At 61.1% G+C, this 15384-nt stretch carries 16 protein-coding genes; 4 read left to right on the plus strand and 12 right to left on the minus strand.

Features of this window, described 5'->3' with window-relative positions:
- Positions 1-8: 8 nt before the first annotated feature.
- Positions 9-965, minus strand: a complete 957-nt coding sequence (locus tag ACJ2A4_RS03010; RefSeq protein WP_408873565.1) for a hypothetical protein — start codon at positions 963-965, stop codon at positions 9-11.
- A 28-nt stretch (positions 966-993) separates the two neighbouring features.
- Between ACJ2A4_RS03010 and ACJ2A4_RS03015 the strand changes: the two genes are divergently transcribed.
- From ACJ2A4_RS03015 to ACJ2A4_RS03025, 3 genes are all read left to right on the plus strand, one after another.
- Positions 994-1557 (plus strand): MmcB family DNA repair protein, encoded by a 564-nt coding sequence (locus tag ACJ2A4_RS03015; protein WP_408873566.1) that lies wholly within the window; start codon positions 994-996, stop codon positions 1555-1557.
- A 10-nt stretch (positions 1558-1567) separates the two neighbouring features.
- Entirely contained in the window at positions 1568-2356 is a 789-nt protein-coding gene (locus ACJ2A4_RS03020) for an inositol monophosphatase family protein (RefSeq protein ID WP_408873567.1), read from the plus strand.
- Positions 2357-2443: 87 nt separating this feature from the next.
- The gene (locus ACJ2A4_RS03025; RefSeq protein ID WP_408873568.1) at positions 2444-3322 is read left to right on the plus strand and encodes a lipid-binding SYLF domain-containing protein; all 879 of its coding nucleotides are present in this window, start codon (positions 2444-2446) and stop codon (positions 3320-3322) included.
- 36 nt (positions 3323-3358) lie between these two features.
- Here the strand turns inward: ACJ2A4_RS03025 and mltG are convergent, their stop codons facing one another.
- From mltG to ACJ2A4_RS03060, 7 genes are all read right to left on the minus strand, one after another.
- A complete protein-coding gene (mltG, locus tag ACJ2A4_RS03030) occupies positions 3359-4408 on the minus strand; it encodes an endolytic transglycosylase MltG (RefSeq protein WP_408873569.1) in 1050 nt (349 codons plus the stop codon).
- 17 nt (positions 4409-4425) lie between these two features.
- Positions 4426-5712 (minus strand): beta-ketoacyl-ACP synthase II, encoded by a 1287-nt coding sequence (gene fabF / locus ACJ2A4_RS03035; RefSeq protein WP_408873570.1) that lies wholly within the window; start codon positions 5710-5712, stop codon positions 4426-4428.
- Positions 5713-5835: 123 nt separating this feature from the next.
- Positions 5836-6075, minus strand: a complete 240-nt coding sequence (locus ACJ2A4_RS03040; protein ID WP_011253554.1) for an acyl carrier protein — start codon at positions 6073-6075, stop codon at positions 5836-5838.
- Between the two features lie 220 nt (positions 6076-6295).
- Positions 6296-7036 carry a 3-oxoacyl-[acyl-carrier-protein] reductase gene (gene fabG, locus ACJ2A4_RS03045; protein WP_408873571.1) on the minus strand — a complete coding sequence of 247 codons (741 nt, stop codon included), beginning with the start codon at positions 7034-7036 and terminating at the stop codon, positions 6296-6298.
- A gap of 12 nt (positions 7037-7048) precedes the next feature.
- Positions 7049-7993: an ACP S-malonyltransferase gene (gene fabD, locus ACJ2A4_RS03050; protein WP_408873572.1), complete on the minus strand. Its 945-nt coding sequence runs from the start codon at positions 7991-7993 to the stop codon at positions 7049-7051.
- Between the two features lie 72 nt (positions 7994-8065).
- A complete protein-coding gene (locus ACJ2A4_RS03055) occupies positions 8066-8812 on the minus strand; it encodes a hypothetical protein (protein ID WP_408873573.1) in 747 nt (248 codons plus the stop codon).
- A gap of 41 nt (positions 8813-8853) precedes the next feature.
- Positions 8854-9732 carry a class I SAM-dependent methyltransferase gene (locus ACJ2A4_RS03060; RefSeq protein WP_408873574.1) on the minus strand — a complete coding sequence of 293 codons (879 nt, stop codon included), beginning with the start codon at positions 9730-9732 and terminating at the stop codon, positions 8854-8856.
- A 258-nt stretch (positions 9733-9990) separates the two neighbouring features.
- Here ACJ2A4_RS03060 and ACJ2A4_RS03065 point away from each other — a divergent pair, with 258 nt between their 5' ends.
- Positions 9991-10770 carry an acetoin reductase gene (locus ACJ2A4_RS03065; protein ID WP_408873575.1) on the plus strand — a complete coding sequence of 260 codons (780 nt, stop codon included), beginning with the start codon at positions 9991-9993 and terminating at the stop codon, positions 10768-10770.
- 42 nt (positions 10771-10812) lie between these two features.
- Here ACJ2A4_RS03065 and ACJ2A4_RS03070 read toward each other — a convergent pair whose 3' ends face one another.
- The 4 genes from ACJ2A4_RS03070 to ACJ2A4_RS03085 form a co-directional block, all read right to left on the minus strand.
- On the minus strand, positions 10813-11538 hold the full coding sequence (locus ACJ2A4_RS03070; RefSeq protein WP_041112230.1) for a glycine betaine ABC transporter substrate-binding protein: 726 nt from the start codon (positions 11536-11538) through the stop codon (positions 10813-10815).
- A gap of 75 nt (positions 11539-11613) precedes the next feature.
- Entirely contained in the window at positions 11614-13698 is a 2085-nt protein-coding gene (locus ACJ2A4_RS03075) for a M13 family metallopeptidase (RefSeq protein ID WP_408873576.1), read from the minus strand.
- Between the two features lie 83 nt (positions 13699-13781).
- The gene (locus tag ACJ2A4_RS03080; RefSeq protein ID WP_408873577.1) at positions 13782-14459 is read right to left on the minus strand and encodes a Dabb family protein; all 678 of its coding nucleotides are present in this window, start codon (positions 14457-14459) and stop codon (positions 13782-13784) included.
- A 58-nt stretch (positions 14460-14517) separates the two neighbouring features.
- The gene (locus ACJ2A4_RS03085; RefSeq protein WP_194260086.1) at positions 14518-15339 is read right to left on the minus strand and encodes an acyl-ACP desaturase; all 822 of its coding nucleotides are present in this window, start codon (positions 15337-15339) and stop codon (positions 14518-14520) included.
- Positions 15340-15384 lie beyond the last annotated feature (45 nt).

A 15384-nucleotide genomic window follows, 5' to 3' on the forward strand; every position in this document is an offset into this window, starting at 1 on the left:
CGTACCCTTCAGGCGCCAAAAATCCGGCGCTTCAGATTGAGCAGCTCCCGTTTGGGGCCGAAGCCGATTTTCTTGACATCGATCAGCGTCACCTGCCCTGCCGCAGACAGGGTGTGCATCCCGTCAGGGTACATCTTCCGCAAAGAGGCAGGGATGGAAATCGACAGTCCCGGCGTGACCTTCGGCAGGCCCCGCTCCAGCCCCTCGATTTCGAGCAGCCGGATCCCGCGGCCATAGGTTCCGCGGCAGTCCTGCGTCGGCAGGAAAATCTTTCCCTCCACGATGGTCGGCGTGCCACCGGGACGGGCTCCGGCTCGGTCGTTCAGAAAAAGCCCGAGATTTTTCCACGGTCCCATCAGTGTATCGGCCACGGAAATGTTCAGCAAACTCTGCCGTTCGTCCTTATCACCCGCAGGTGTCCAGAACATCCACCAGCGATCGGCATAATGGAATGGCGTGGCGTCAATCGCGGCTTCGGGGAAGTCGAAAGCCTCGACCCGTTCCCAGTCCAGCGGGAAGGACTTTGCACGATACAGCGAGAGCCGCCCCGAACCGTTTGCCTCCGGCAGCATGTAAACTTCGCCGTCATGCTCGAACACGAACGGATAGGACAGGTGCCAGGGCTCTTCCAGGACGGTCTCACGGCGGACCATCTGGCCTGTTCCGTCATAAATCAGAACCTCGATCGTCCCTTTCGGACTGCGATAATCGAAGGCTTCGGCAAAGACATGCAGTTTCCCGTCCCGCCAGAACCCGAACGGATCAGCCAGAAAACAATGATCCCCGATATCGGGCAGCGTCGTGATGGGAAAGCCGTTCAGGCTGGCGGCTTCGATCACCTCAGTCAGAGGCGCGTGAACGATGGCGCAGCGCCAGTGATCCGTCCGCAAAAATGGCATGAAGCCCTCTCCCACAAAAAGCGTGACCGCAAAACGGCCGATCAGGGTCGATCCCGGGGCAGACATAGAGCGCAGATCGGGGCAGGATGAAACCATGAGTACGGATCTTTCCGACATTCCCTGCCAGAGTCCCGATAAGAATTCCGTGCAGAGCCCCTGCGGCCTTCCGGAAACGCAACTGGCCATCCGGCGCGCCGTCCTTGGACTGTGCCGGACCATGAACTGGGCTGCGATCAATGAATTCGCCCTCCCCGCTGCGGGACGGCGGCCGGACATCATGGTGCTTCTGCCGGATCACTCCCTGACCTGCATCGAGATCAAGTCCGGCCTGCGCGACTTCCAGACCGATCAGAAATGGCCGGAATACCGCGACTGGTCCGATCGGCTGTTTTTCGCGGTGGATGACGGGTTCCCACTGGATCTGATTCCGCCGGATGTGGGCCTGATCGTCGTCAGCGTCAGCGCCGTCCCGGCGGCCTTTCGCGATAGCATTCTGGCGGAATGCACGATCCTCCGGGAGCCCGCGCTCCACAAACTCGCTCCTGCCAGACGGCGCACCCTGCTGCATCTTTTTGCGACCACGGCTGCCAGTCGTCTCATGACCCTTGAAGACCCTGCCATTACGGCATCCCTCCGCGCTGCACGGCGCACAGACTAGGACTGTTTCCATGACTTTCGATCCGATTGCCGTCCGCCTCGAAGCCGCCCGTTCCGTTGTGCGCGATGCAGCCCGGCTTGCCCTCTCCCTGCGCCCGGCTCCCGGTGGCCCGACCGGAACCCTCAAGGGACGACAGGACTACCTGACCGAGACGGATGGTGCCGTCGAAGCCTTTGTCAGCCGCCGCATCCAGGAGCTTTTCCCCGAGGACGGCTTTCAGGGTGAGGAAAATGGCGCCACGCGTCAGGGTGGCTTCCGCTGGGTGGTGGACCCGATCGACGGGACGTCCAATTATGCCCGTGGACGGGACCGCTGGTGCGTCTCGCTCGGCCTGCTGGACGGAGACGAGCCTGTTGCCGGCATCATCGACGCTCCGGCCCTCGGCGAAGTCTTTACGGCCCAGAAGGGCAAGGGCGCGTTCCTGAACGGCAAGCCGATCAAGGCGTCTCCCATCACGAATACGCAGGAAGCCATGATCGAGATGGGCTGGTCAGCGCGTGTTGCGACCGAGACCTTCAACGAAAAGATCGCCGCCATCATGGCTCTCGGCGCGATGCCGCGCTCCGGTGGATCCGGTGCACTGGCTCTGGCCGACGTGGCCTGCGGACGCTCCGACGGCTATCTGGAAATCGTCATCCAGCTCTGGGATGTGGCGGCGGCCCTGATCATCCTCTCGGAAGCAGAGGCTGCAGTCTCACCGTTTCTGAAAACCGGTGGTCTGACGGGTGGTGCGACCATTCTCGCAGCCGCTCCCGGCATCGCGAAAGCGCTGTCAGCTGCCGTTGACGTGGAAATCTGACATTCCCCTCTCCCGCACTCGTGATTTGGCCGCATTTGGCGCATAGTGCGGGAAACATTCCCACGATGACTGCAGAAGGTATCCTCCATGACCCTGTCCGGTCTCCTGCGTACGACGATGCTCGTCGCTTCGGGCTGCGCCGCCCTGTCAGCCTGTTCCGATGCGCCCCAGACCACAGCCAGCCAGCAGCAGATCATCATTGATCGCGCCACGCTGGCCGTTCAGGATCTCTTCACCGGAACCACGGCGCAGTCCCGCTCCCAGAAGCTGCTGGCGCAGGCCAAGGCCGTCATGGTCTGCCCGTCCGTGCTGAACATGTCGTTTGGCATTGGCGGCTCCGGCGGCCGCTGCGTCCTGCTCAGCCGTGATGCCCGCGGCTCATGGTCCGATCCGGCGTTCTATCGTCTGAGCACGGCTTCCATGGGCCTCCAGCTTGGCGTTCAGAGCACGGAAACCATCCTGTTCATCATGTCCCAGCGCGGCATCCAGGCCATTCTGGACAGCCAGTTCAAGTTTGACGCCTCCGCCTCCGCGTCTTTCGCCAGCATCGGAACCGGTCTGGAAGACAGCACGGCCGGCGCGCACAACACCGACATCTATGCCGCACAGAAAAACGAAGGCCTGTATGCCGGTGCCGCGCTGGGTGGCTCGAAGCTGACGGTCGATAGCGGTGCCAACCGCGCCTATTACAACCAGACGGTCGGCCCCGAGGACATTGTCGTAACAATGCGCGTCAATAACCCGGCCGCAGATCCGCTGCGTCGCGTCCTGATGACGGTTGCGCAGGTTCCAGTGGCTGCAACGGCAACCTCCGGCGTGACAAAGGCAGCCACCACAGCACGGGCCACGGCCACACAGGACGCAGTCGGCAACAATCCTTACCCGACGACATATGACTCTTCGCGCCCATATTCGTCACAGGCTGCCGGCGTACAGAGCCAGAGCCTCGCTCCCCTGAAGCACTGAAACACGGCACCCCGTCCTCCTTGGAGGGCGGGGTTTTCAGTTCTGGTTCTGGGGCGTCGCTGACAGGCGCGCATGATAGGCGCGGATGTTTTTATCCTGATCGGCCAGGGTCTCGGCAAAGCTGTGACCGCCATTTCCCGTCGCCACGAAATACAGCATCTTCCCCTCGGCGGGATGTGCCGCAGCATCCAGAGACGTCTGCCCCGGCGAGCAGATGGGGCCAGGCGGTAGTCCCGCCTGCAGATAGGTATTGTATGGCCCGGGCGTCTGAAGATCCTCATGGGTCAGCGGCACATCCAGCGTTCCTGCCCCATTGCTAAGCCCGTAGATCACGCTCGGATCCGTCTGAAGCCGCATTCCCAGTTTCAGGCGGTTGAGAAACACACGGGCCACCATCGGCCGCTCGGACGGCACAGCCGTCTCCCGCTCGATCAGGGAGGCCAGCACCAGAAGCTCCTGCGGAGACTGGATCAATCCATCCAGCGCCTCGACATCCCGGCCGTCCCAGGCTGCGGCAAGCTTCGCAGCCATCATTTTCTGGAGCTTTTCAGACAGGGCCTGACGCGGTGTGCCCCAGACATAAGAGACCGTCTGCGGAAAAACGCTGCCCTCGGCAAGCGTCGGCAGATCCCCAGTGAGCGCCGGGGCCTTGTTCAGAATGGCCGTAATTCTAAAAGCTGTCAGCCCCTCGGGCACCGTGACCTGATGGGACACAGGCTTTCCATGACGCAGGATTTCGAGCACATGTGCGACAGAGACTCGTGCAGGGAAGCGAAGTTCCGCCGCATGGATCTGCCCTTCACGATGCGTCAGGAAAGCGGCAATCCGGAAAAATGTTCCGGATGCCCAGGTCGGGGAAAGGATCCCGTCGTCCTGGAGCGCCTGTGTTACACGGGCATTGTTGCCGTGCGGAATGACGAAAGTCTTCTCGTCCTGAAGCGGTCCGGGATCGGTATAATGTCCGTAGCCTGCCACCAGTCCCGCAACGAGAAGCAGGGGCGCTCCGAAGAGCGCCAGCTTCCGGCCAGCCTTTGGAGGAAGAACGAGCTTCCGCGGTTCTTCGCTGTCAGACAGGCCTTCAGACATGAAAAACGAGCCCTTCCTCAGTCCTTGAAGCGCTTGAGGATGATGCTCGCATTCGTCCCGCCAAAGCCGAAGCTGTTGGACAGGGCGACGTCGATCTTGCGCTGCTGGGCGACATGCGCCACGCGGTCGATAACGCTTTCACGCGCCGGATTGTCCAGGTTCAGCGTGGGCGGCACGATGCCGTCACGGATGGCCTGAAGGCAGAAGATCGCCTCAACCGCACCGGCCGCACCCAGAAGATGGCCAATGGCCGACTTCGTGGAAGACATGGCCAGACGCTTGGCGTCATCACCGAAGAAGCGCTCGACCGCATCAAGCTCAAGGTCATCCGCCATGGTGGAGGTGCCGTGAGCGTTGACATAGTCGATGTCAGCCGTGGTCAGGCCACCGCTGTTGCGCAGCGCGGCCTTCATGGCACGGAATGCGCCGTTATGGCCTTCGGCAGGAGCCGTGATGTGATACGCATCACCGGACAGGCCGTAGCCGCCAATCTGACCATAGATTTTCGCGCCACGGCGTTTCGCGTGCTCAAGCTCCTCAAGCACGACCACGCCGGCGCCCTCACCCATGATGAAGCCATCGCGATCCTTGTCCCAGGGGCGCGAGGCCTTGGTCGGATCATCGTTGGAGCCGGTGGACAGCGCACGCGCCGAGCAGAACCCGGCGATACCGAGCGAGCAGATCGCAGCTTCCGCACCGCCAGCCACCATCACGTCCGCGTCGCCATACTGGATGAGGCGCGAGGCATCACCGATGGCGTGAACGCCGGTCGCACAGGCCGTCACGACAGCATGGTTCGGTCCCTTAAACCCGTAGCGGATCGAAAGGTGACCGGAAATCAGGTTGATCAGGGCCGAGGGAATGAAGAACGGCGAGAGACGACGGGCCTTGCCGCTCGAAACCGTCAGGGAGGCGTCATAAATCGTCTGCAGACCGCCGATACCCGAGCCGATCATCACACCTGTAGCGCAGCGATCATCCTCGTCCTCAGGCATCCAGCCTGAATCCTCGACAGCCTGGATGGCTGCGGCCAGACCCAGATGGATGAAGCGATCCATCTTCTTCTGGTCCTTGGCCGGCACCCAGTCGGACAACGTGAGACCACCTTCCGCCGTCGGGCCATCCGGAACCTGTCCGGCAACCTGGGCAGGAAGTTCGGAGGGATCGAAATGCGTGATCCGGCCAATGCCGGACTGTCCTTCGATCAGCCGCTTCCATGTCAGTTCCGCGCCCACAGCCAGTGGGCTGACAACACCGATACCGGTTACGACGACACGCCGCCCGTTAGTTGCAGTCCCGCTCATCGATGCCTCTTGTCTCACGTTATGTCCGGGTCTTGCAGTCCGGCCTCATGACAGGGGCCGGACTGGTCTTCCGCCTCGGGACGAGGCGGGAATCCGGGGCCGGAAAACCGGCCCCGGTCAGCCTCAGGCTGCCTTCTGCTTCTCGATGTAGTCGATGGCATCCTTGACGGTTGCGATCTTCTCGGCAGCATCTTCCGGGATCTCAACGGAGAAGGCTTCTTCGAAAGCCATGACCAGCTCGACCGTGTCGAGGCTGTCAGCGCCCAGATCGTCGATGAACGACGCGTCCGGCGTTACCTTGCTTTCGTCTACACCGAGGTGCTCGACAACGATCTTCTTTACCTTGTCAGCAATATCGCTCATCTGTTCGTTCCTTATGCCCATCCGGGATCTCTGCCCGTCCGGTGCGTTACATCAAAACTCGTACTGCCGCCTGCCAGTCCGGAGGCCCGCAGGTCCCTCCAGAGCAGAGCCGTCCCCTTTGCAGGAGAGACGTTGCCGCCGGAAGAACCGGACATCAGCCTTCAGCAGGCCGGGCAAAGCAGCGCGCGATTAGCACGCTTTAACCAAAAAGGCCAAGCATTCACACCATCGCCATGCCACCATTGACGTGCAGGGTCGTTCCCGTGACCCATGCCGCCTCATCGGAAGCCAGATATACCACTGCGGACGCCACGTCACCAGTATTCCCCATCCGGCCGAGCGGAATGGAGCCAACCAGCTTCTCGCGCACGGTTTCCGGCAGAACATCCGTCATCGGCGTTTCGATGAAACCGGGCGCCACGACATTGACCGTCACACCTCGCGGACCGGCTTCCTGCGCGAGCGACTTGCTCATGCCCACGATGCCGGCCTTGGCGGCGGCATAGTTGGCCTGACCGGCATTGCCCGTCGTGCCCACCACGGACGCAATGGAGATGATCCGCCCTGCACGGCGACGCAGCATGCCCTTGAGCGCGGCGCGGGCCAGACGGAACGGGCTCTCCAGATCCACGGTCATGACCTGCGACCAGTCGCTGTCCTTCATGCGGATGGCAAGCGTGTCGCGCGTCAGGCCGGCATTGTTGACCAGAATGTCCAGCGGCGCACCCGCAACGGCCTCGGCCTTGGCAACGAGGCCATCAGCTTCAGCCGGGTCGGACAGGTTGGCGACGGCGATATGGGCGCGCTCGCCCAGGCTGTTAGCCAGTTCCTGAAGGGCGGTTTCGCGCGTGCCGCTGAGCACGACCGTTGCACCCTGCGCATGAAGCTGACGGGCAATCGCAGCACCAATGCCGCCGGATGCGCCCGTGACGAGAGCAGTCTTGCCGGAAAGAGAGAACATGATCGGTTGTCCTTACAGGGTCTTGAGCAGGGCTTCGATTTCAGCGGGCGTCCCGGCATTGCTGGTCGCCAGTTCCGGAGCAATGCGACGCGCCAGACCGCACAGGACCTTGCCTGCGCCAAGCTCGTGCATGTTCGTGACACCCATGGCCACCATCGTCTGCACACTCTCGCGCCAGCGTACCGTGCCCGTCACCTGCTTGACCAGCAACTCGCGGATCACGGCAGGATCAGTGACCTTGGCGGCCGTGACGTTGGCGATGACGGGAATGGACGGTGCGTTGAGGGTCGCAGTCGCCAGCGCCTCTTCCATTTCGCGGGCAGCCGGAGCCATCAGCGACGAATGGAACGGCGCGGAAACCGGGAGCTTCACAGCGCGCTTGATGCCATGCTCCTTGGCCACGACGATGGCGCGGTCAATGGCGCTCATGACACCGGAGACCACGATCTGGCCACCACCATTGTCGTTGGCGATTTCAAGCGTCTCGCCCTGTGAGGCTTCGTCGCAGATCGAACGGGCCTGTGCAGCATCAACACCCAGAAGAGCGGCCATACCGCCCTCACCTGCTGGAACCGCACGCTGCATGGCCTGTCCGCGCAGACGCAGCAGACGCGCACCTTCTGCAATACCGAGCGTTCCAGCGGCAGCCAGGGCGGAATACTCACCCAGCGAATGACCGGCCACCAAAGCGGCCTTGTCCGCCAGCTTGAAGCCACCTTCGCTTTCCAGAGCGCGCACGGCGGCCAGCGAGACTGCGAACAGCGCCGGCTGGGCGTTTTCAGTCCGCGTCAGTTCATCCGCATCGCCGGAGAACATCAGGCGTGACAGATGATCACCGAGGGCCTCGTCCACTTCCTGAAAAACGGCGCGGGAGGATGCAAAAGCCTCATTCAGGGCCTGACCCATCCCGACGGACTGGCTCCCCTGTCCCGGAAAGACGAACGCGTGAACCGACATGGATCCCCCTGCTGGCAGTGAAATTAAGGTTTCGGGTGATGCGTCCTTGCGGGCCATCTGTCAAATCCCGCGTCATTTTTTCCGTTTGAGCGTGAAGAACTCGTTCGTCGGCACCTTCACGCGGATCATGGAAAACGGCCTGTCGGACCGGAACACTGTCCCGCTCTGGTAATCCTGTGGCCGAAGGATGTAGGTGTAGGGCGTGACCCCCTGATTATCGACCAGAAGCCGCGCCGTCCCGTTCTCCACAGCCTCGAACCGGGCGCCGGGGGCGACATCCACCTTCAGCCGATGGGCATCCGGGGCCAGAAAAGCGAGGATCACGCCAAAGAAGTCCCGGATGGAGGCGTTGATCTCGCCAAGCCAGACCTGTGCCTGCTCTTTTGTAAAAGACGGCGTTGGTAAAGGCGTCACCTCGATCGCCAGTTCAAGCTGGACCTTTCGTCCGGGCGGCAGGGTCAGCAGGACGGGCGGATTTTCGGCCAGCAGCGCATCGGAACGGGGGAAATGCATGTCCCGGTCATTGCCTACAAAAAGCGGGATATCGCCGTTTTTGGCATGGAGCACGACATGCGCTTCGGACGGCACGGCATGATCGGGCAGGATATCACCCAGAAAATGCAGCGACAGATCCTTCCGCGCGCGTTCCGGCAGGCGGTCGAACCGGTCATAGACCCAGTGGATGCCCTTGTAGCTTCCAACACGCATGGCACGCTGGCCGGTCACGGTTACCGTTTCCGCAGTCTGGGCCACAGCGCCGCAGAGAGGCATGAGCACGAAACCGGCAGCCAGAACCGCTCTGATACTGGCTTTCCTCACACCATTCTCCTCATGCCCCGTCACTTCATGACAAATAGTGACTATCCGATCTTCTGCATCACGATCAGCACCTGAGGCAACCGCACGGGATTGTCCAGATATTCGATCAGGCGGAACAGGCCACCCCAGGCCTTGATGATATAGTTCCGCGGAATGATGGCCTCACCATAATGCGACTGGGGCTGCGGAGGTTTTGAGGACGCGGCATGCAGGAAGCGTCCGGCTTCAAACTCGGCATTGGCCCGCGCCTCGTCAATGAAACTGTCCGCACAGACTTCATGCCAGGGATGTTCGAGCCTGATGCCGGAGGCGCGCTTGAGGCGCTGTTCGGCACAGAAGGCGATGAACCTGCGGCTCTGCGTTGTCATGACCAGCATCCCGCCCGGTTTGAGCAGACGGTGAAACTCCCGCACCCAGTGCCCGGCTAGAAATTCATCCAGATGGGAAAACACGGACCATGACGTGATCAGGTCAAAGCTTTCGGGCGTCAGGAGCATCGGCGGCACCAGACCGCTCCCCAGGAAGTTGAGCGCGGGATTGGCCCGCCGCGCCGCCATAAGAAAACGGTCGGTGGTTTCCGCGCCGTACAGATTGGCCGGCCGGATATCCTTCATGAACAGCCGTGCGATGCGTCCCCAGCCACAGCCAAAATCCAGCAGTGTCGTCTCGGGGCGGACCGGCCGGCCGGCATAGGCGCAGTACGCCTTGATTTCCCGGAAGAAGACATGCGCCTCATGGATGGAAATTTCCCCATGATGCCCGTGAATTTCCCTCTGAAGGTCATCCGGCGGAAAAGCCGGCATTGTCACACCCTGAATTTCAGGAATGTGCACGGACGACACCAGAACCTGAAGCCACTCTTCATCACTGATGCCACCGAATGCGTCAAAAACGGCGCTAATGCTGTCCGGTTGGTTCATCAGGTCCTGCCAAAGCCTCGTCGTAACGTTTATTTAACGCATCCTTGCAGGCACGGGAACACATGACGAGCGGTCCATTTCCGAAAACCGCAATCTTCCGGGCGGCTCTCCGGACACGCCTTGTCCCCTTTCACACAATCCCGTGTCACTTTTGGAAAACGGGTGATTTTTTGTGGCAAGCGGAAAGTAATGGGGCGATGGTTCCCGCCGTCATGGCAGTCACATGCCGATGACGGACAATCGAAGGATCTTTTTTCAATGTCCCTTTCTGGAAAAATTGCCGCAGTTACGGGTGCAGCCCAGGGTATCGGCAAGGCCATTGCGCTTCGTCTGGCCAAGGACGGCGCGGATCTCATCCTGCTGGACGTCAAACAGGACACGCTCGCCGAAACCGCAAAGGAAGTTGAAGCTCTCGGCCGGCGCGCTGTGGCCCTGACGGCCGATATCAGCAACCGCGACCAGTTCCGCAGCACGCTGGCCGATGCAGCAAAGACGCTCGGCGGCCTGGACATCATGGTCAACAATGCGGGGATCTGTCAGGTCAAGCCGATCCTGGACATCGAGCCTGCGGAAATCGAAAAGATCTTCAGCATCAACGTGCAGGGTGTGCTGTGGGGCATGCAGGCCGCTGCCGGGATTTTCAAAGAGAAGGGCACCAAGGGCAAGATCATCAATGCCTGCTCGATCGCCGGCCATGAAGGCTATCCCCTTCTGGGCGCCTATTCCGCGACCAAATTCGCCGTCCGCGCCCTGACGCAGTCGGCCGCCAAGGAACTCGCGTCCTCGGGCATTACCGTCAATTCCTACTGCCCCGGCATTGTCGGAACCGACATGTGGGTCACGATCGACAAGCGCATGGCCGAAATCACCGGTACGGAAATCGGCGCGACCTACAAGAAATACGTTGAAGGAATCGCTCTTGGCCGCGTGGAGACGGCGGACGATGTGGCGGGCTTCGTCGCCTATTTGTCCAGCAGTGACGCCGATTACATGACGGGTCAGTCCGTCCTGATCGACGGTGGTCTCGTTTTCCGCTGAGATCATAAAAAAAGGGGGCCGGGTTCCCGCGCCCCCTTTTTGTCAGCGGCCGATCAGACGGCCGCGCTGCCAGGCTTCGGCGGCCCCTTCCGGGTCCTGCCCTTCAACGGAAATGACATAGTCCAGGGCGCTCATGACCCTGTTGCCAAGCATCATTTCCGAAAGCTCGTCGAGCAGATCGCTGTCCGCCTGACGGGCCACATCTTCACGCATGATCATCCGGGCCGACATTTCTCCGCCCAGCAGGTGGGCCGGATCCTCGATCACGGTCAGCAGATCCGTATGGAAGACCGCATGAGGCTGCGTCGCCACGACCAGCGGCTTCTCTCCGGCATCGCGCGCCTTTTCCAGACGCTCGATCAGCGCCCCTTCCCCGATGCTTTCGATCGGCAGCACCGAGAGAGCCGGAAGCTGCTTGAGAGCATCTTCCAGCGCCTGACGGCTGTCATCGCTGACGATGATGCGGTCCACATCCGCGGATGTGAGCGTCCCGACGGCACCCAGCGGTGACAGGGCCGCAAAACTGACGACAGGCTGGTACAGATCGCCCAGAACCCGACGCCCCGGACCGGCAAACTTTTCGTCCCGCGGAAACCATGCGGAGACGAGAAGATCGACTTCCGCCCCTTCGAGAGCGTCCTCGATATCATCGGGGTCCAGATCGACATATTCGACCTCGACCTCGTAAGCCTCAAGAACGCGCGCGACCGCGCTGGCACAGCCCGCATGCAACGAGGTGTACAGATGGCCGATCGTCATTTGCGTCATGAGAATGGGTCCGTCAGGTAGAAAAAGTGAAACGTGAGACCGTGATTAGGCCCCACGTTCCGATTTGTCACGAGCTTACCAGATCTTTACGCGCTGATCCGGTGCCAGATAGAGCTTCTGGCCGGGCTTCACGTCGAACGCGTCATACCAGGCATCGATGTTGTGAGCCGGGATGTTGACGCGGGTGATGGCCGGGGCGTGCTCGTTCGACAGCATCTGCTGACGCAGCGCATCCGGACGATCCTTCTCACGCCAGACCTGAGCCCAGCCGAGGAAGACGCGCTGATCACCGGTCAGACCATGCACGACCGGCGCGGGCTTGCCGTGCAGCGAGTCATGATAGGCCTGCAGACCGAGGTTCAGCCCGCCGGAATCCGCGATGTTTTCGCCCATGGTCATCTTGCCGTTCACATGCGCGCCCGGCAGGACTTCCTGTGCATCGTACTGCGCACCCAGACGGTCGGCCAGCTTCTGGAACGCATCCGTCGAAGCCTTGGTCCACCAGTCGCTCAGGCGGCCATGCTCGTCGTAATGACGGCCCTGGTCGTCGAAACCATGGCTCATTTCGTGACCGATCACGCCGCCGATGGCACCGTAATTGACGGCGACATCACCCTTCGGATCGAAGAACGGCGGCTGAAGGATCGCAGCCGGGAACACGATCTCGTTCATTGTCGGATCGTTGTAGGCGTTCACCGTCTGCGGCGTCATGCCCCACTCGTCACGGTCAACGGGCTTGTCGAGCTTGTCCAGGTCGTGCTGCCAGTTGAACGCCACGCCACGCACGGCATTGCCGTAGACGTCGCCCTTGCGGATCTCGAGCTTGCTGTAATCCCACCACTTCTTCGGATAGCCGACCTGAATGGCGAAATGATCGAGCTTGTTCAGGGCTGCCTTGCGGGTCGGCTCGTCCATCCAGCTGTTGTGCTCGAGGCGCTCGTGGAAAGACGCCTTCACTTCCTGCACCAGCGACGTGATCTGCGCCTGTGCGGAAGGCGGGAAGTAACGTGCGACATATTCGCGACCCAGAGCCCAGCCCAGAGCACCGTTCGTCACGCGTACGGCACGCTTCCAGCGCGGGGACTGCTGCGCGACACCCGAGAGCGTATGGCTGTTGAACTCGAACGACGCATCATAGAACGTGCTGGACAGATAGGCCGCCGCATTGTCTCCGAGATGGAATGCGAGCCAGGCCCGCAGCGTTCCGATATCCGCGCCCTTCAGGACCGTCGCCATCGCCTTGATCCCGGCCGGCTCACGCACGTCGATCTTGCGGTTTTCCAGCCCTTCGGCCGGCAGACCGGCACTGATCAGGAACGTGGCCCAGTCGAAGTCCGGCGCAAGCTTCTGAAGCTCGGAAACCGGCATCGGGTTGTAGGTCTTGAGCGGATCACGGGTCTGGTCACGGGGGACTTCGACCTTGGCCAGCGCCGTTTCGAGATCGACGACAGCCTGCGCGTTCTTTTCTGCGTCCGGCCAGCCCTCAAGCGTCAGCATCTTGGCGATATAGGCCTGATAGGCCTTCTTCTTGTCCGCCAGCTTGGGGTTTGTGTAGTAGCTCGTATCGGGCAGACCGAGACCGCCGCCAACACCGATGCTCATGCCCTGATCGAGCATCAGCATGTAGTGCTCGGGGTCCTTCTGGTCCTGCTCCACACCAATCTGGAATGTCGTGAAAGCCATGGATTTGAGCGACGACCCGAATGCCGTGGCCAGACCCTTTGCGTCATTGACGTTGCGAATCTTTTCCAGATCGGCAGCGAGCGGCCTGGCGCCCAGACGATCCACGGTCTTCTGGTCCAGGAAGCTGGCGTAATAGGTGCCGATCTTGCCCATGTCGTCCGTCGGCTGGTCAACGGACTTCTTTGCGGCTTCGTCAAGAATGGTCTTCTGACGCGACAGGGACAGTTCGTAGAGGATACGGAACGGGCCGTAGCTGCTCATGTCGCCGGGGATCTTGAGGTTCTTGAGATAGGTGCCGTTGGCATACTCGAAGAAATTGTCGCCCGGCTGAACGGCACGGTTCATTCCGGCTTCGTCAAAGCCCCAGCCCGCGTTGTATCCTGCAGCCTGCGCGCCAGAGACCATCAGTCCTGCTGCCAGGGCAAACAGGCTGGCTCCATGTTTCAGAGCATGTCGTGACGTAAGGAATTGTTTCACATTAAACCTCATTCCAGAGTGGTGCCCCTATAATGAGGTATAAAATATCATTTCGTCAAAAGGACGGAATGCAAACAGTGCAATCAGCGATCGTGCCTGGCTTTTCTGGCCTTTATGCCCGTCCCGGCAGGCGTGACCTCAGCCGCAACCATGTAGTCAAACACGACAACCTTCTCGAGATACGGGGCCGCAAATTCCTTGAAGGCTTCGTGGGCCGGATCAAAGAATGCAGAATCCGTGACGACCGGTTTACCGACATAATAGTTGCGGTCGCCTTCCGAACGGAATGTCACGAGGAACGCCTGCTGCAGGCCGGCATCGGCCCCTTCCCCGCTGCTCTGGAACCCGGTTTCAATGCTGGCGACGACCTGTTTTCCGTCCATACGGCGGCTGTCCTGCACCAGATGCAGGAAACGGCCGGAGACTTCGGCACGCTGGGCGGTCGTTGAGTCCTTGGTGTAGCGGAACATCACCATGTGCCGGACCGGACCGACATGCCAATCAGGCGCCGTGAACTGTGCGTAGCCGACCTGCTTGGCAAGCTGCTGGGCGGACAGGGTGGCCGGGCTGAGCGTATCGGTCTTGACCGGCCCGGATGAGGCGATCGGCAGCGAATACGGATCCGCTTTTGCGGCCGGAAACTGATACAGCCCGACGGCACAGACCGCCAGGGTGGCCCCATAGACGGCACGACGGGAGAAAAGGGCGGAAACGGTCATCTCGATCTCCGGACGCAGGGTAGGAAAACTGCTGCCTTTCATGGCACAACCGCTCTGTTCCGTCTCCTTTTTTCAGTATCCCAATGTTTCGTTTGCGGACTCAGGCCTCCACGGCCTTCTGGAAGACCTTCCGGCGCCACTGCATCAGACGATAGACAACATTCGCAGCCAGCTTCTGCCAGCGCGAATGGGGCGTGAAACCGATCGTCTTGAAGATCATCGCCGTCACCCGGTCGATATGCTTGGGCTTGTAGAACCCCATTGCCTTGGACATGTAGGCCGCGATGCAGCGCTGATGGTCATAGGCCATGCCCGGCGGCTCGTTGGTCGTGTGGTAGGCGGAGGCCAGTTCGTCGTCCTCGCTCTCGGTCACACGGCCCAGCGCAATGCGGGTCCGGGCCCAGACACCGAGCTTCTCGCGCTTCAGGTAGCGGCGCATGTGATCGTAGAACAGCTTGAAATGGCGATATTCGTCGGCCGCGATCTGCTTGCAGATGGCCTTGAGCAGCGGCTCGTCCGTCGCATCCGCCAGCGCCGTGTAGAACGACGACGTGCCAGTCTCGACCATACAGCGCGCAATCAGCTCGCCCGTGCGGGAGCCGCGGATCGACGCGTCCACATCCGCATCGATCTTATAGGATGCGCGATAGCGGTCGAACGCCTTTTCATAATTCCAGGACGGATCGGCCAGCATGGCCCAGCGCCCGAGCGCATCCCCATGCTGCACTTCCTCAACAGCCCAGTTCTCGGCTGCCTTGCTGAAATCCGGATCGCCCACGAAGACGCGACGGAGATACTGGGCGTAGTCGAGACCGTTCTTTTCCACCACGGAAGCCGCCTTCACGAGGGGGATGATCTCGGGATCGACGCGGGAAGGATCAAAGGAGTTCCAGTCCATCTGATCGATATGCCAGTGTTTCATTCTGCGACCTCGTCCGTTTTCCGGCTCATCAAGAGTGACGATGAG

This window comes from Gluconobacter roseus (assembly GCF_046058915.1).
In the GTDB taxonomy this organism is placed as follows: domain Bacteria; phylum Pseudomonadota; class Alphaproteobacteria; order Acetobacterales; family Acetobacteraceae; genus Gluconobacter; species Gluconobacter roseus_A.

What these genes read in the sequence shown, in the direction of transcription:
- ACJ2A4_RS03010 (WP_408873565.1), bottom strand. Translation starts at nt 965, where the DNA reads ATGTCTGCCCCGGGATCGACCCTGATCGGCCGTTTTGCGGTCACGCTT.
- ACJ2A4_RS03015 (WP_408873566.1), top strand. Translation starts at nt 994, where the DNA reads ATGAGTACGGATCTTTCCGACATTCCCTGCCAGAGTCCCGATAAGAAT.
- ACJ2A4_RS03020 (WP_408873567.1), top strand. Translation starts at nt 1,568, where the DNA reads ATGACTTTCGATCCGATTGCCGTCCGCCTCGAAGCCGCCCGTTCCGTT.
- ACJ2A4_RS03025 (WP_408873568.1), top strand. Translation starts at nt 2,444, where the DNA reads ATGACCCTGTCCGGTCTCCTGCGTACGACGATGCTCGTCGCTTCGGGC.
- mltG (WP_408873569.1), bottom strand. Translation starts at nt 4,408, where the DNA reads ATGTCTGAAGGCCTGTCTGACAGCGAAGAACCGCGGAAGCTCGTTCTT.
- fabF (WP_408873570.1), bottom strand. Translation starts at nt 5,712, where the DNA reads ATGAGCGGGACTGCAACTAACGGGCGGCGTGTCGTCGTAACCGGTATC.
- ACJ2A4_RS03040 (WP_011253554.1), bottom strand. Translation starts at nt 6,075, where the DNA reads ATGAGCGATATTGCTGACAAGGTAAAGAAGATCGTTGTCGAGCACCTC.
- fabG (WP_408873571.1), bottom strand. Translation starts at nt 7,036, where the DNA reads ATGTTCTCTCTTTCCGGCAAGACTGCTCTCGTCACGGGCGCATCCGGC.
- fabD (WP_408873572.1), bottom strand. Translation starts at nt 7,993, where the DNA reads ATGTCGGTTCACGCGTTCGTCTTTCCGGGACAGGGGAGCCAGTCCGTC.
- ACJ2A4_RS03060 (WP_408873574.1), bottom strand. Translation starts at nt 9,732, where the DNA reads ATGAACCAACCGGACAGCATTAGCGCCGTTTTTGACGCATTCGGTGGC.
- ACJ2A4_RS03065 (WP_408873575.1), top strand. Translation starts at nt 9,991, where the DNA reads ATGTCCCTTTCTGGAAAAATTGCCGCAGTTACGGGTGCAGCCCAGGGT.
- ACJ2A4_RS03070 (WP_041112230.1), bottom strand. Translation starts at nt 11,538, where the DNA reads ATGACGCAAATGACGATCGGCCATCTGTACACCTCGTTGCATGCGGGC.
- ACJ2A4_RS03080 (WP_408873577.1), bottom strand. Translation starts at nt 14,459, where the DNA reads ATGAAAGGCAGCAGTTTTCCTACCCTGCGTCCGGAGATCGAGATGACC.
- ACJ2A4_RS03085 (WP_194260086.1), bottom strand. Translation starts at nt 15,339, where the DNA reads ATGAAACACTGGCATATCGATCAGATGGACTGGAACTCCTTTGATCCT.